Below are 15545 nucleotides of genomic sequence, written 5' to 3'. Positions count from 1 at the left end.
ATTGCAAGTATCCTATTTTTGTAGGATACTTGTTTTTTTATAAACACTCTTAATTAGAACATTTTGGGAGAATTGTATTTATACGCCAAGGCCCTGCACCTCATTTTTGTAATTACCTGGTTTGCCGGCCTCTTCTATATGCCGAGGTTGTTTGTTTATCAGATTGAAGCATTCCATAAGCCTTCCCCGGAAAAAGAGATCCTCGGAAAGCAGCTGAAGCTTATGGCAAAACGCCTTTGGTTTATTATTACCTGGCCGTCTGCAATTCTGGCTGTCACTTTTGCTATTGTCCTCCTGGTCATTCAACCCGGATTCCTTCAGCTGGGATGGATGCATATCAAGCTCGGTTTTGTGGTATTGCTGATCCTCTATCATCTGAAATCCCATCAGATATTTAAGCAATTGCAGGACGATGTTGTAAAGTATTCCTCCAGTTTTATGCGGATGTGGAACGAAGGCTCTACGATCATTCTCTTTTCAGTGATCTTCCTGGTCATCCTCCGCGATTCCCTTAACTGGATCTTCGGTGTCTTCGGACTCGTATTACTTGCGGTTCTTCTGATGCTGGGAATACGGTGGTATAAGAAGGTCAGAGAACGAAACCCTGAAGCTTAGACCCTTCTGTCTTTAACTGCGGTATTAATAAAATTCTCCTCCTTTTGAAGGAAGAGTGGATTCCGTTTCAGGAACTGGTAACGGAAGACGAGGTGGTTCGTTTTCTCCTATTTTTTCCAAAGAAGATTATTGTTTAGACACATTTATCTCCTCTCCCGGTGGGAGAGGATTAAGGTGAGGGTTGCCCTCATCCCAACCTGCTTTGCAGCAGGCCGACCTTCTCCCCGTGGGAGAAGGAGGTACTTTATGATAATCTTTTCCACCACTATTAAAAGAATCCGACCTATTTTCAATTTCGTTTTGAGTCATCGCGATCCCGGTAATGATCGGGAGAAGCGATCCCTTTGTTTTATAGAGAGATTACTTCGTCGTTTTACTCCTCGTAATGCACGGTTGAAAGAACATCTTATTTTTATTTTATGACCCCCTGTCATCCTGAGCGCAGTCGAAGGAAAAGGAGGAGTGGATTCCGTTTCAGGAACAGAGAACGGAAGACGAGGTGGTTCTCCACACCCCTAAGGTCCCCTCAAGGGGACAATTCCTATTTACAGAAAATCACCTTAATCTTCAATCGTCAATCTAAAATCGTCAATCTAAAATCGTAAATCATATACACCCCTCTTATTTTCTCTCCTCCAGGGGAGAACGAAATCCTCCTGCCATCCTGAGTGCCCGCGTGCCGCTGAAGCTATAGCGGAGGTGCAAGTCGAAGGAAAAAAAAGCCATTCCCTCCTGATCCTCTACAAAGTAAAACTGGCTTGATTATTGTTATATTTACGGAAATAAAATTTTTCAGGTGAATAAAAAATTATCGCTTAGATCCCGTATCTTCATCACTATGATCTTGTTGGTAGTTATTGCCTCTGTGCTTATTGCAGGGGTAACGATCTATCAGTACAGAGAACAGTCTAAAGATTACCATCAGAACAGGCTGGAAAGAAAAGAACGGCAGATCAAAGCCAGTGTTGAATATGTTTTAAGGGAAACTACCTATCCGGTAGAAACAGGATACCTTGACCTTATTTTTAAAACCGATATTTATCAGATTGCCGATGTACAGAATGTAAATTTCAACATTTACGACCTGGACGGAAACCTGATAAAGAGTTCCAATCCACGGTTTGAGAATGAGTCAATCTCCACATGTCTGGACCCGGAAGTACTCAACGCCCTGGAAATAAGTTCCGACAAGCGATATGTGGAAAAGAAGATAACTGCCGGAGATCGCTATCAATCGTCCTATTCCTATATTACAGACAGTAAATTCAAGCCTCTGGGGATCCTGAACCTCCCTTATTTTGAAGACGATTCCTTTAACGATATGGAGCTGAAGGAATTCCTCATCCGACTTGGAGTGGTATATCTTTTTATGTTACTGATCGCTATTTTCCTGGCTTTCTTTATATCGAAATACATTACCAGATCGCTGAAGACCATTTCCGAAAAACTCGATCAGATCAGATTGAGTAAACGCAATGAAAAGATCATCATTGAGAATGCCAGTGAGGAAGTAGGAACCCTTATCGAAGCTTATAACAGTATGATAGACGAGTTGGAGGAAAGTGCTGTAAAACTGGCCAGAAGTGAGCGGGAACACGCCTGGAGGGAGATGGCCAAGCAGGTAGCCCATGAGATCAAGAATCCGCTTACCCCGATGAGGTTAAGTGTTCAGAACTTCCAGAGGAAATTCAACCCGGATGACGGGGATGTAAATAAAAAAGTAGAGGAGTATTCCAAAACGCTGATCCAGCAGATAGATACCATGAGCAGTATTGCCTCCGCCTTCTCGAATTTTGCCAATATGCCTGCACAACAGAATGAGACCCTTAATGTGGTAAAAGTGGTAAAACTTGCACTGGATATCTTTAATGAGGATTATATTGAATTTGTTGCCAAGGAAAAAGAGATCGTAGCCTACCTGGACCGCACGCAACTTATCAGGGTGATCACCAATCTGGTAAAAAATGCCATTCAGGCCATTAATGCCGGAGGAAATGAAGATCCGAAGATCATTGTTTCGGTAATTTCCGAAGGGAACGAGGTAAAAATAGAGGTCGAAGATAACGGGATAGGAATAGATGATGAGACCAAAGACCTGATCTTTGAGCCTAAATTCACCACCAAAAGCAGGGGAATGGGACTCGGACTGGGAATGGTAAAAAATATTGTGGAAACCTACCAGGGAAGTATTAACTTTACATCCGAATTTGGTGAAAGAACTGTCTTTACCGTAACACTTCCAAAAGAAAAAAAATAAAAATGGACTACGAAAATATCCTTATCAGCACTTCTGCAAATATTGCAACGCTAACTATAAACAGACCTTCCAAATTAAACGCTTTAAACCGGGCAACCATTGCCGAATTACACCAGGCATTCGGGCAATTAGACAAAGACCCTGAGGTAAAGGTGATCATTATTACCGGAAGCGGGGAAAAAGCATTTGTTGCAGGCGCCGATATCTCTGAGTTTGCACATTTTTCTGTAGAGGAAGGGCAAAATCTGGCGGCAAACGGCCAGGAACAGCTTTTTGATTTTGTAGAGAACCTGGGAACTCCTGTTATAGCAGCCGTTAATGGTTTTGCATTGGGAGGAGGGCTCGAATTGGCGATGTCCTGCCATTTTAGAGTAGCCAGCGATAATGCAAGAATGGGATTACCAGAAGTATCTCTTGGGGTTATTCCGGGTTACGGAGGAACGCAGCGTTTACCTCAGTTGGTAGGAAAGGGTCTTGCCATGGAAATGATGATGACCGCCGGGATGATAAATGCCGAGAAAGCCCTGAATTCAGGCCTGGTGAACTATGTGGTTAGCCAGGAAGAACTTCTTCCTTTTTGCGAAAAGATAGCCGGTAAGATAACCAACAACTCATCGGTGGCAATTGCCAAGGCTATTGAAGCGGTTAATGCAGGTTTTAAAGATGGTGTAGACGGATACAATGCTGAAATTGAAGCCTTTGGATATTGCTTCGGAACCGAGGATTTTAAAGAAGGAACTACCGCATTTTTAGAAAAACGCAAAGCAGAATTTCCGGGGAAATAGGAATTATTAGGAATAATTGTGTTAAATTTCCGTTTGTATAGAGAATGATATGCCCGTATCATTCCGTAGAAACAAACTTAACCAATCCTATTGTCCTATGAAGAGCTTATTTTCTTTAGTATGCTTTTTCTGCTTTAGCAGCCTTTTATTTTCACAGCAAACAGACGATCATCTTTATGTAAAAGGAGAAAGCCTCAGTGATAAACACAAGTTTTCCAATATTCAGTTAATTGAAGAAGACGGAGAAGGAGGTGTGGTAATCGTCAGATCTTATTATGGCGGCATGATCATGAAGCTAAAAGGCTACTACATAGAACATTACGATGCTGATCTTCAACTGATTAATGAATATAACTATCCGGTAAATGAATTGGAGATCATGGGGGTTTTTGTGGCCGATAACCGCATTACCGTTCTGGAAGTGGTCTATGATGAATTAAGGCAGGCATACGTGTACTGGGCCAATTCAACCTCACTTACCGAGCTGGATTTTAAGCGAAGCAAATTACTTGAATTTAAACGAAAGAAGGAGAAGAAGATCAATTTCCTGACTGATTATTCCGGAGAGTTTAATGACAAATTCTATTCTCAGCTGCTATTTGACAGCTCGAAAGAAGTATTTGCCATCGCCATAGACAGTAAGGAAAAAGGAAGGGACAAACACCATCTTTATTTTTTTGATAAAAACCTCAATAAGAGATCGAACTACGAGCTGAAGAAGGAAACGGAAGCCCGCCATCTGGTATTTGAGTATATGGAGTATGATGCGAATGAAAAAGTGTTCTACTTATTGGGGAAAGCCTATGAAAAAGGAAAACGAACCAAAGCCATCTCCAAAAAATTTGCCTATCAGGTATTCAGGTTTTACAACGGGAATATGAATGTTGAAGAATTTAAGACCGATGACAGCTATGCAAGTTCCCTGAAACTGATCGTAGAAGACGACCTCCTGAAGTGTGTAGGCTTCTATTCACTCACCAAAAGCAGGAAGTACCGCGGACTCGTCTATACTGAGATCGATAAAAATACGCTGGAGATCAGAAAGCAGAAACTCAATCCGTTTTCAGACCAGTTTATGGTAGATAAATACGGTGCTGAGGTGGATAAGGAGGTAAAGAATTTAAAATTCAGGGGACTCCATAAAACTTCGGACGGTTCTATAGTTTTCAATGCCGAAGAGTGTTATATGAACACCAATTTTAAGAACTCTGTGGATGGTTCCCGGGCCCGTATCAGTCGTTATCATTATAACGATATAGTTTGCGCCAAGCTCGATGCTGATGGGAATATGTTATGGGCGCGAAATATCAATAAGGCGGAATCCACCCAGGGAGATGAAGCCTATGTTTCCTATACTTCTGCTCAAAAAGGAGATGAAAGCTGCTTTTTTATTAATTCCGGAGCGATTCCCACAAAAATATCCAAAAACCGTATCCTCTTTAAAAAAGGCTTTAGCCGCAGCCCGGAAGTGTATATGATCCGCATTGACGGTCAGGGCGAAATGAACTACCACAAAGTAACCGATAATAAAGACATCAGACTACCGATCATGGTCTCCAGAGGAGCTGTCCTTAAAAACGCCGAAGCCGCTTATTTCCTGGCCCGCAGAGGAAACCGGAAACAATTGGTTAAAGTAATGCTTTAAGCTGGTATTGAGTACAGAGTATTGAGTAAAGAGATGGTTTACAGCACCTGGAACTTGGAAATCGGAGGATAATTCAACATTCAAAACTTAACATTCAACACCTCTCGACTGCGCTCGAGATGACAAACTTTAAACAACCACCAACCACCAACCAACCACCACCACGTTTCACCTCTCGACGAGCCTGTATCGAGCGTAGTCGAGATGCTCGAGATGACAAACGTTAAACCTCCAACAACCACTAACGTACACCGAAACTTTAGTGAAGGTGTGACAACTACCAACCACCAACTACCAACCAACCATCATTCCCGTAGTTGCAGCAGTTTTAAGAAGGCAAAGCCGGTGTTTTCCTAGCTATTGAAATACCTTTATTTCCTTAAACCGAACTGCTATGGATAAGGAAAAAGTAATAAAGGGAAGAGGAGCCCAGTTAAGGGTTCATAACAGATTTGATGCACTTAAATACGAGACCAGGGATGATTTTCTGGAGTATTGCAGGCTCGAAGGAGACGAGGCCGAAGATAACAAGACCCAATACATCAGGGTATATCCGAAGACCATTGTAAACAAGGTAGACAGCCCGGATATCGGGATGATGTATTCTATGAACCCCTACCAGGGGTGTGAGCACGGATGTATTTACTGTTACGCCAGAAACACCCATGAATACTGGGGGTATGGAGCCGGACTCGATTTTGAGCGACGCATACTTGTCAAAGAAGATGCCGCCCGCCTGCTGGAAAAGAAAATAAAGCACCGCAACTGGAAAGCCTATCCTATAGTCCTCTCGGGAAACACCGATTGCTATCAGCCGGCAGAAAAGAAATTCGAACTGACCAGGGAATGCCTGAAGGTGTTTTTAAAATACCGGCATCCGGTCGGGATGATCACCAAAAATGCTTTGATTACCCGCGACCTGGATATTCTGTCTGCCCTGGCAGCCGATAATCTGATAGGAATAAATATATCCATTACCTCCCTTTCGGAAAGGACAAGGCGTATCCTCGAACCGAGAACAGCTACCATAAAAAGAAGGTTTGAAACCGTAAAGGCACTGTCGGAAAGAGGGATACCCGTAAATGTGATGATCGCTCCGGTGATCCCTTCCATTAACAGCCATGAGATCCTTCCCCTGGCAAAAAAGGCGGCAGAGATGGGGGCTTCCTCCATTGCCTTTACGGTAGTGCGCCTGAACGGGGCCATTGGACAGATCTTTACCGACTGGATCAAAAAAACAATGCCCGACAGAGCGGATAAGGTATTACATCAGATAGAGGATTGCCACGGAGGGCAGCTGAACGACAGCCGTTTTGGGATCAGGACCAGAGGAGAAGGAAAGATCGCCGATCAGATACACGGCCTCTTTCATCTGGCAAAACAGAAGTACTTTAAAGATAAGGGAATGCCCAAACTGGATATTTCTCTTCATGAAGCCTTTAAGAACGGGCAGATGAAATTGTTTTAGAAGAGAATTGATTATTTTTAAGGGAAATTGTCCAATTTCTTTTTATAGCATCGTCTTTAAAGAAACAAACAATTAAAAATTAAGATTATGAGCAATTTTTTATTTCTATTCAGAGGAGGAGATGCAAGAAGAATACAGCAATCTCCAGAAGAAATGCAGAAGCATATGCAAAAATGGGGCGCCTGGATGGGAGGCCTTAGAGAAAAAGGACAACTGGTAGACGGATTACCCCTGGCCAAGGAAGGAAAAGTAGTGGAAAAAGCAGGAGCTGTCATTACCGACGGACCTTTTGCGGAAGGTGCTGAGGTAGTTGGAGGATACTTGATCGTTACCGCCGATGACCTTGCAGGTGCGGTAGAGATCTCCAAGGGATGCCCTATTTTCGAACACGAAGGTAATGTAGAGGTAAGGGAGATCATGTCTATGGATATGTAACCAAAATTTATTTTAGAGGTGTCTGAAAACTCCGGTTTGAGAAAGATCGAAGAATTCTAATATTTCGACTGCGCTCAATATGACATCCGGACTAGTTTTCAGACACCTTTTCTTATTCTAACTATGCAAACCACCGGAAACAAAGAGATCATTGAAAACATTTTTCGTCACGAATACGGAAAGATGATCGCTGTTCTGGTAAATAAATATGGCCCTTCTCATCTGGATAAGATAGAAGATGCGGTCCAGAATGCACTTCTGAAGGCTATGCAGGTCTGGGGATACCAGGATACTCCGCAAAAGCCAACTGCCTGGCTCATCCGGGTAGCCAATAACAGTTTGATAGACATGTTCAGAAAGGAGAAGTATATGCAGGAAGATACTGGGGATACGGGAAACTCTGAAAATATGGCCGAACCTGAAGAAATGGTAATGGAAAACCGGATCAATGACGACCAGCTAAAGATGATCTTTGCCTGTTGTCATCCTTCTATTTCAGAAGAATATCAGTTGATCCTGAGCCTGAAGCTGATTGGTGGTTTTTCCAATAAGGAAATTGCCAAGGCCCTTTTAAAAAAGGAAGATACTGTGGCTAAATCCTTTACCCGGGCAAAGAAGATGCTGAAGTCTAAGGTTAAAACCCTGGACACACCTATAGAGATCGGGCTTACCTCCCGTTTAAATGTGGTTTTAAAGGTTATTTACCTGCTGTTTTCCGAAGGTTATGCGGCCAGTACCGGAGAAGTCATGCTTAAAAAGGACATCTGCCTGGAAGCCATCCGGCTTGCCCTCCTGCTGAGCCGGAATAAATATTGCAACAAAGCCGAAGTACAGGCGCTGATAGCCCTGATGTGTTTTCACACTTCCCGTTTTGAGGCCCGGTTGGATAAGGAGATGGAAGCTGTAGACCTGGAACATCAGGATCGTAGTAAATACGATAAGGACCTTATTCGTTTTGGGATCGATCATCTGGAGACAGCTACCGAAATGGGACAAACACCCAGTCCGTATCACCTGCAGGCGGCAGTATCCTATGAACACTGTATAGCACCTGACTTTGAGAAGACCAATTGGGAGAATATCCTTCATCTATACAACCTTCAGCTGCAATATCAGTATTCACCCGTTATAGAACTCAACCGGATCGTCCCGCTGGCTAAGGTAAAAGGCCCGGAAACTGCTCTAAAAGAATTGCAGAAATACCAAAAAACCGATCATTTTAGGGAAACCGCTCTTTTTTATGCGATTAAAGCCGATATTTTCAGGATGCTGGAGGATAAAAATAAAATGAAGACAGCTTTGGAGAAGGCTGTAGCACTTACCAAAAACACAGTTGAGAAAAAGTATTTCTTAAAAAAGCGTAAAGGAATACTTTAAGTGAAAAATTGAATTTTTTCCGAAAACATCGTTAAAAAAGTAGGAATATTAATAATAAAAATTCTATTTTGGGTCAGCAATAAATATTCATAACTGATTAAAATGAGCAATCTGACTCCCCGGTGGAACTTTTTTAAAAAGTTTGGCTTTCTTTATCTCGTTATTTACACCTTTCTTTCTTTTTTTCCATTTCCCTTAAACACATTTGGCTTTCTTGGGAGATTTCCATGGATGATACAAGAGTACACCTGGAACAAGCTGGTTCCCTGGTTCGGGAACACTATTTTGGGTATTGAAGGTGAGATCTCGATGAACGGAAGGGGAAGTGGAGATACTACAGCAGATTATATACAGGTATTGATCATGATACTTATCTCCCTTCTGGCAGCATTGATATGGACGATCCTGGACAGAAAGCGACCTTCCTACAACAAACTGATGAAGTGGGGAGTGATCTACGTCCGATATGTACTGGCCTATTTTATGTTCGTATATGGATTCGTTAAAGTGATCAAACTTCAGTTCTCGTCTCCTACTTTATTCAGGTTACTGGAACCTCTGGGAGATTTCTCCCCTATGGGACTGGCTTGGACCTATATGGGCTATTCAGACACTTATACCTTTTTTGCCGGAGCCTGTGAAGTACTGGCCGGACTACTGCTACTTTTCAGAAGAACTCAGATCCTGGGCGGATTGGTGGCTATGGGAACCATGTTCAATATCTTTATGATGAATATGTCTTATGATATCCCGGTAAAGCTGCTTTCCTTTCATCTATTTGCCTTTTCAGTACTGATCGTTTGTACCGACTATAAGCGATTATTGAACGTATTTTTACTCAATAAAGCTACGGAAGCCAGAAAGGAAGAGAAGTTGTTTAAAAAAGCCAGGAACAACAAAATAGCCCTGGGAGTAAAAGTACTCTTTGTGGGATATATTTTATTCAGCCTGATCTCGAGCGATATAGAAAGTATGTATCAATATGGGACCAAAGCACCAAAGCCAGCACTTTACGGGATCTATGACGTGGAAGAATTTATCATAAATAAGGATACTCTGCCTCCGCTTATGACCGATACGATCAGATGGCGGAAAGTAGTTCTCAATTATGAAGGAAGTATTTCCATAAAGAAAATGGATGATTCCAAAAGAAGATACTACGGCTATCGCCTTTCCCTGGATACGACAAAACACAAAATGAAGCTAACTTCTTATCGTGACAGTACCGATATAATAGATCTTAACTACCGAAAGACAGATAGTATTAATTATGTACTTAATGGCATAATGTCTAATTCTTCCGGGATAGATACTCTGGAAATTCGGATGAAACGTTTTGATGAGAAGCAATTCCGTTTATTGAGCAGAGGCTTTAACTGGATTAACGAAACCCCTTATAACAGGTAATTTATAGCTTACCATTCCATTCCGAATAGAATTGCTCCAGGTACTGCTTCATAAAGTTGTGCCGGCCCTCAGCGATCTTTTTCCCGCTTTCGGTATTCATCCGGTCTTTGAGTAACAGAAGCTTTTCGTAAAAATGGTTGATGGTAGGAGCAGTGGACTTCTTATATTCCTCTTTGGTCATATTCAGTTTAGGTTCGATAGCAGGATCGTATAGCCCACGATCTTTAAATCCCCCGTAATTAAAAGCCCGAGCAATTCCGATGGCTCCGATGGCGTCCAGCCTGTCGGCATCCTGAACGATATTCAGTTCTGGCGAACGAAAGTTTTGCTTTGTATTCCCTCCTTTAAAGGAGATGTACTTAATGATATTCTCTACATGATCAATAACACTTTTATCAACCCCCAGAGATTCAAGGAATTCCCTGGCCTTTTTCGGCCCTACGGTCTCATCTCCTCCATGGAATTTGGAATCTGCTATATCGTGAAGCAGCGCACCTAATTCTACCGTAAAAGCATCCGCCTCCTCTTCCTTAAGAATAAGCAGGGAATTTTTATATACCCGCTCAATATGAAACCAGTCGTGGCCTCCCTCTGCATCTTTAAGGGTTTCCTTTACGTAGTTAACCGTATGTGCAATGATCTCTTTTTGTGTCATATTTAAATTATGGATCCTGTGATCTGCTGTTCTACTTTTTCGATAAGAAGGTCGTCTTCCATACTCCCTGCCGGAATGGGCTCATGAACCTTGAATTTCAGATGCGTTCCGATACCCATGGGGAATTTCCCGTACTGAAGCATTTTCCAGGAATTGTTAATACTTACCGGAACGACCAGGGCGCTGGGAATATTTTCCAGTAATACTTTAAGGCCGCTGGTAGCGAACTTCCTGGGTTTTCCGGTCCGGCTGCGCGTACCCTCCGGAAAGATAACCGCCGAGCGTCGAGTATTTTCTATATATCCGGCAAATTCCTTTAGAGCCGGAATAGCCTGTTTAGGATCTTTGCGATCGATCAGAACCGAGCCCCCATGCCTTAGATTAAAAGATACACTGGGGATACCTTTTCCCAACTCTATTTTACTGATGAATTTCGGATGATGCTTCCGCATATACCAGATGATAGGAGGAATATCGTACAAACTCTGATGATTCGCAACGATAATAAGAGGTTGAGTAGCCGGGATCTGATGAGTATTCTCAAAGGTGTAACGAGTACCGAGGATATTGGTACACCTCAGCAGGAAAAAATTAAAGATATCCACACTCTTTTTATGCGCCTGATAGCCGAAGAGGTTCAGACATATCCATTGCACTGGATGGAAAAACAACAAAGTGAGTCCGAATGCCAGATAAAACAGAACGGAAAGCGGATATGAAATTAATTTTCTCAAGATTTTGACATTTTCAATCCCCAAAATTAAAAAACCACGCCAAAAAAGCGTGGTTCCTTTTAGATTTATTCTGTAAAGAACGACTTAACAAAACTCGTTATAGGCGTCTACCAGGTTTTCTGCGATCAATTCTGCAGGGCGGCCCTCAATATGATGGCGCTCTAACATATGAACCAATTCTCCGTCTTTAAAAAGAGCGATACTAGGTGAGGATGGTGGAAAAGGCACCATATAACCTCTGGCCTTATCTGTAGCTTCTCTGTCTACTCCTGCAAATACCGTTACAAGATTATCGGGAGTTTTTGCATTTTGTAATGACAGGCGGGCACCCGGACGGGCGTTAGCCGCAGCACATCCGCATACGGAATTCACCATCACCAAAGTTGTTCCTTGTTTCTTCATGGCAGCGTCTACTGCCTCCACTGTATGTAGTTCTTGAAATCCGACCGCTGTAAGGTCCTCTCTCATAGGTTTTACCAATTCTGCTGGATACATATTTTAATGATTTTATTTTTCAACTAAATGATAACACAAAGATACGCAAATTATTGTCTTTGATCGACTTCAGAATTTACAAGAATTGTACCACCGCATTCTCCTCCTGCAGATTTATAAAATTTATAACAGACTTTAACAAAAATGCTAAATAAGGAACCACTTATTCTTCAATAACTGAGCTACTTTTCTTTTTTAAATATATGTAAAATCTTAAATATCTTACAACTTTTCTTTCATTTTATAAAAAAATACTTACATTTGTATTTGAGGGATAATTCCTTCAATTTCCTACAAGCAAATATTAATAATCTTAAAATCTGGTATTATGAAAAGACCTTATTGGCTTCTGGCCTTTTTTTGTAGTCTTATGGGAATGGGCGTTTATGCCCAGGGCAGTGATGTTGCCCTCCCCGAGATCATTCCGCCGTCTCCGACGGTCGCATCTCTGATGCAATTTGAAGAAGTTCCTGTCGATTATTACAGCGGACAGGCAAACATTAGTATCCCTTTGTATTCACGCCCCTTATCGGGCGGACTGGGATTATCATTTGGTTTAAGTTATCACACCACGGGTGTACGTATTAATGAACGTTCGGGCTGGACAGGCACGGGTTGGTCGCTTACAGGTCTGGGGGTGATCTCCAGAACGGTACGTGGCGTTGTGGATGAAGAGAAGAAAGGGCCCGGTATTAGAACGGGCGTACTTCACAACGACGATTTCTGGAACTACGCCAATTTAACCACGGCCGAGAAAGACGAATTTAACTGGAAGGCCAATGGGAGCAGTATTGATAAGTACGACACCCAGCTGGATCTGTATCAGTTTAGTTTGCTGAATGTATCAGGTCGTTTTGTGATCGTCAAGGAAAACGGTGTTCTGGTACCTAAGCTTTTATCAAGGTCCCAACAGGTAAAGATCGACCTGAATTATGATACAGTGACCCTTGCGGTAAATTCCTTTACGATTACAGATACGGCTGGTTATAAGTATCTTTTCTCTGTGATAGAGGATGTGGAATCCACTCCGGTTACCGGAAGTGTTCCTCAGGGAGGCAGCGGAAGTATCCCGGCATCTGCCGCGGGAGTGGTAAATAATCGTTCGGCCTGGCATTTATCTATGATCACTACCAGTAACGATACGGAACTGGTACGTTTTGAATATAACACCATCCAGGAGTTATATACCGCTTCGATCACCAGAACCTACAACGATATTATCTCCGGCACAACAGCTGAATTTTTATCAAATGCCTATAACACCAGTATCCTAAGACCTGAAAGCACGGTTTCTTACTATACTACAGATACTGATACCCAAAAACTTTCCAAGATCATTTTTAAGGATGGGGTGACTATCGACTTTGTAACCGATAATACCCATCCGGAAACAGGAGGGGCTATCTTAAAGGATATTATCATTAAAGATGAACAAGGGCAGGAAGACAAGCGATATACTTTAAGTTATTCTACTATAGCTACGCGTCTGTGGCTGGATGAAGTATCGGAAAAGGCGGGAAGCCTTTCCTATGATCATACGCTTTCCTATACAAGCAGGACCCAGTTACCGGCTTTTGACTCGGAGAGTGATGTCTGGGGTTATATAGATGGTTATAGTACTACAACCACTGCCTGTTCCAGCAACCTGACTTTTGATATGGATGCAATTAAAACAGGGCTTTTAAACAAGATCACTTACCCGACAGGAGGAAGCAAGGAGTTTGTTTTTGAGCATAACACCTTCTCTTTCCAGGGAAGTCAGGCATTGTCATCGGATGTGTATATGTCGAATCCTGAAAATTTTACACCCACTACCTTATCGCTTACCTTATCGGGATCTAATAATAACCCGCCACCGGCACCTACCCCGGTTACCATAGGTTATGCGCAGGATGTGTATATCAATGCAACCCTTCAGAGTGGGACCCAGGCCGATGCCGACAGATTCAGAGTGGTACTTACCGCTTCCAACGGAGATGAGTACTGGGCCACTTTAAATGAAAGCTGTATCAAGTTCTCCGTACCTGCGGGAAGCTATACATTTGGTTTAAAACTTATTGATGGTCTGACCCTGGATCCATACTCGGTTACAACCCTTGCAAAATTATATTACGGAGCTGCCAGCTCATCGATTAAGGAATATCTTTTAGGTGGAGGAGTACGTATTAAGGAAGTGATCTTCAGGGATGATGCAAATCCGACAGCGATTCAAAAGAAAGTGAGCTATAGTTATGCCGAACCTGATGATGCTGATAAATCGTCCGGATCTATTGACGGACGTATCGGAAACCTGACCAAAAGTTATGAGCTAACAGAGACTAAATACCTCTTTAGCACTTCGGATAATAGGGAAACAACATTTTCTCCTACCAACGTAACCTATCAGATCACCTCTAAAGAACCAAATACGCAGCTTACCCAGGGGAATTATGTAGGTTATAAAACGGTAAGCATGTTTGAAGACAATCTTGGAAAATCGGTATTTACCTTTACTTCTCCAAGGGACTTTTCAAGCCCTGTAGAGACTTTTAACTACCCCTACAGACCGGCACCTAATCTGGAGTTTAAAAGAGGGCTTTTAATAAATCAAAAGGTATATGACAATAGCGATAGGATCCTGACCGAAACGATCAATGATTACAATCTCCCATCGGAAGTAACTATTGCACCTTCCTTTAATGTGGAGCCCATTAATTGCACTTGGACACAGTTTTATGATCAGTATTTTAACTATATCAATAACCTTCCTGAAAATGCACCTTCCTGTGGAGGTGGAAGTGAAGGGCAAATTACTGATTGTATAGGAGCAGGGAATTACCAGAACTGCGGCCCTGCTTTTTTCACTTTTACCGATAACCTGACCTCGGGCTGGTCGCCACTAACACAAGCGATCAACAAAAGCTATTTCTATGATGCGCAAGGCACACAAAGCGTAGTGGAACAACGTCAGACCTTTGAGTATAACCAGATAAACTACCAGCAAAAGGTGGTTGATACTTATATCGAAGAGCACGGAGATACTATCCACCGAAAGACCGAATTCTTCTATCCGGTAGAGAGTTATCCCACTGCGGAATATACAGGGCCAGAGCAGACAGTGATCGCTAAAATGGTCACGCTTAACCAGATCAGTAGCCCGATCTATACTAAAAACTATGAGGACGGGGTCTTGCTTTCCAGCCTTCAGAATGTATATGAAGAGTACCATACCAATATGATAAAAATGAAGGAGGTAAAAACCAAAAAAACTACCGATATCACAGAGCGAAGGATCAATTATGTGCATTACGATACCAGCTGTAATCCGGTAGAGGTAAATCAGGAAGACGGGGCACCGGTTACTTATCTGTGGGGTTATGACCAGACCTATCCGGTAGCTAAAATAGAGAATGCTACCCTGGCAGAAGTGGCCACGGCCCTAAATACCACCACCGCAGCACTCTTAGATGATGGAGTAACAGACTTAAGTACCCTTAGCGGTCTTAGAAACAGCTTGTCGGGTGCTTTGGTTACTACTTATACCTATGATCTTCTGGCGGGGATAAGCTCTATGACAGACCCCAGCGGTTATACGATGACTTATGAGTATGATGAGTACAATCGTCTTAAAGCGGTCAGGGATCAGGACAATAAGATCGTATCGGATTATCAGTACCACTATAAAAACTAAAC

Annotated in this window: 13 protein-coding genes; 9 read left to right on the top strand and 4 right to left on the bottom strand. The window is 42.4% G+C overall.

The genetic code is table 11. The features are described from left to right. Positions 1-63: 63 nt before the first annotated feature. Positions 64-615 carry a CopD family protein gene (locus GWK08_RS06710; RefSeq protein WP_163606124.1) on the top strand — a complete coding sequence of 184 codons (552 nt, stop codon included), beginning with the start codon at positions 64-66 and terminating at the stop codon, positions 613-615. A 126-nt stretch (positions 616-741) separates the two neighbouring features. Here GWK08_RS06710 and GWK08_RS19205 read toward each other — a convergent pair whose 3' ends face one another. Further along, entirely contained in the window at positions 742-924 is a 183-nt protein-coding gene (locus tag GWK08_RS19205) for a hypothetical protein (RefSeq protein WP_204336002.1), read from the bottom strand. Positions 925-1453: 529 nt separating this feature from the next. Here GWK08_RS19205 and GWK08_RS06705 point away from each other — a divergent pair. The 7 genes from GWK08_RS06705 to GWK08_RS06675 all read left to right on the top strand — a co-directional run bounded on the left by GWK08_RS06705 (position 1454) and on the right by GWK08_RS06675 (position 9989). Next, positions 1454-2872 carry a sensor histidine kinase gene (locus tag GWK08_RS06705; RefSeq protein ID WP_163606309.1) on the top strand — a complete coding sequence of 473 codons (1419 nt, stop codon included), beginning with the start codon at positions 1454-1456 and terminating at the stop codon, positions 2870-2872. A gap of 2 nt (positions 2873-2874) precedes the next feature. Beyond that, on the top strand, positions 2875-3657 hold the full coding sequence (locus tag GWK08_RS06700) for an enoyl-CoA hydratase/isomerase family protein (protein ID WP_163606123.1): 783 nt from the start codon (positions 2875-2877) through the stop codon (positions 3655-3657). A 97-nt stretch (positions 3658-3754) separates the two neighbouring features. Further along, the gene (locus GWK08_RS06695) at positions 3755-5302 is read left to right on the top strand and encodes a hypothetical protein (protein ID WP_163606122.1); all 1548 of its coding nucleotides are present in this window, start codon (positions 3755-3757) and stop codon (positions 5300-5302) included. 394 nt (positions 5303-5696) lie between these two features. Then, positions 5697-6770, top strand: a complete 1074-nt coding sequence (locus tag GWK08_RS06690) for a PA0069 family radical SAM protein (RefSeq protein ID WP_163606121.1) — start codon at positions 5697-5699, stop codon at positions 6768-6770. Positions 6771-6857: 87 nt separating this feature from the next. Beyond that, a complete protein-coding gene (locus GWK08_RS06685) occupies positions 6858-7205 on the top strand; it encodes a YciI family protein (protein WP_163606120.1) in 348 nt (115 codons plus the stop codon). Between the two features lie 123 nt (positions 7206-7328). Next, a complete protein-coding gene (locus GWK08_RS06680; protein ID WP_163606119.1) occupies positions 7329-8582 on the top strand; it encodes an RNA polymerase sigma factor in 1254 nt (417 codons plus the stop codon). Positions 8583-8813: 231 nt separating this feature from the next. Then, positions 8814-9989 carry a hypothetical protein gene (locus tag GWK08_RS06675; protein WP_163606118.1) on the top strand — a complete coding sequence of 392 codons (1176 nt, stop codon included), beginning with the start codon at positions 8814-8816 and terminating at the stop codon, positions 9987-9989. A gap of 1 nt (position 9990) precedes the next feature. Here GWK08_RS06675 and GWK08_RS06670 read toward each other — a convergent pair whose 3' ends face one another. The 3 genes from GWK08_RS06670 to GWK08_RS06660 all read right to left on the bottom strand — a co-directional run bounded on the left by GWK08_RS06670 (position 9991) and on the right by GWK08_RS06660 (position 11873). Continuing rightward, complete coding sequence (locus GWK08_RS06670) at positions 9991-10644, bottom strand: HD domain-containing protein (RefSeq protein WP_163606117.1); 654 nt, start codon at positions 10642-10644, stop codon at positions 9991-9993. 2 nt (positions 10645-10646) lie between these two features. After that, positions 10647-11378, bottom strand: coding sequence for a lysophospholipid acyltransferase family protein (locus GWK08_RS06665; RefSeq protein ID WP_163606116.1), 732 nt, complete (start codon positions 11376-11378; stop codon positions 10647-10649). 84 nt (positions 11379-11462) lie between these two features. Then, on the bottom strand, positions 11463-11873 hold the full coding sequence (locus GWK08_RS06660; protein ID WP_163606115.1) for a BrxA/BrxB family bacilliredoxin: 411 nt from the start codon (positions 11871-11873) through the stop codon (positions 11463-11465). 328 nt (positions 11874-12201) lie between these two features. Between GWK08_RS06660 and GWK08_RS06655 the strand changes: the two genes are divergently transcribed. After that, positions 12202-15543: an RHS repeat domain-containing protein gene (locus tag GWK08_RS06655; RefSeq protein WP_163606114.1), complete on the top strand. Its 3342-nt coding sequence runs from the start codon at positions 12202-12204 to the stop codon at positions 15541-15543. The last annotated feature ends 2 nt before the right edge of the window (positions 15544-15545 follow it).

The sequence above is a fragment of the Leptobacterium flavescens genome, from assembly GCF_010671605.1.
GTDB classification, from domain to species: Bacteria; Bacteroidota; Bacteroidia; order Flavobacteriales; family Flavobacteriaceae; genus Leptobacterium; species Leptobacterium flavescens.
This window is presented reverse-complemented; position numbering and strand designations above follow the sequence as displayed.

Excerpts from the sequence above, each read along its gene's own strand:
- GWK08_RS06670 (WP_163606117.1), bottom strand. The coding sequence starts at position 10,644 with ATGACACAAAAAGAGATCATTGCACATACGGTTAACTACGTAAAGGAA.
- GWK08_RS06695 (WP_163606122.1), top strand. The coding sequence starts at position 3,755 with ATGAAGAGCTTATTTTCTTTAGTATGCTTTTTCTGCTTTAGCAGCCTT.
- GWK08_RS06680 (WP_163606119.1), top strand. The coding sequence starts at position 7,329 with ATGCAAACCACCGGAAACAAAGAGATCATTGAAAACATTTTTCGTCAC.
- GWK08_RS06705 (WP_163606309.1), top strand. The coding sequence starts at position 1,454 with ATGATCTTGTTGGTAGTTATTGCCTCTGTGCTTATTGCAGGGGTAACG.
- GWK08_RS19205 (WP_204336002.1), bottom strand. The coding sequence starts at position 924 with ATGACTCAAAACGAAATTGAAAATAGGTCGGATTCTTTTAATAGTGGT.
- GWK08_RS06685 (WP_163606120.1), top strand. The coding sequence starts at position 6,858 with ATGAGCAATTTTTTATTTCTATTCAGAGGAGGAGATGCAAGAAGAATA.
- GWK08_RS06700 (WP_163606123.1), top strand. The coding sequence starts at position 2,875 with ATGGACTACGAAAATATCCTTATCAGCACTTCTGCAAATATTGCAACG.
- GWK08_RS06675 (WP_163606118.1), top strand. The coding sequence starts at position 8,814 with ATGATACAAGAGTACACCTGGAACAAGCTGGTTCCCTGGTTCGGGAAC.
- GWK08_RS06690 (WP_163606121.1), top strand. The coding sequence starts at position 5,697 with ATGGATAAGGAAAAAGTAATAAAGGGAAGAGGAGCCCAGTTAAGGGTT.
- GWK08_RS06660 (WP_163606115.1), bottom strand. The coding sequence starts at position 11,873 with ATGTATCCAGCAGAATTGGTAAAACCTATGAGAGAGGACCTTACAGCG.
- GWK08_RS06655 (WP_163606114.1), top strand. The coding sequence starts at position 12,202 with ATGAAAAGACCTTATTGGCTTCTGGCCTTTTTTTGTAGTCTTATGGGA.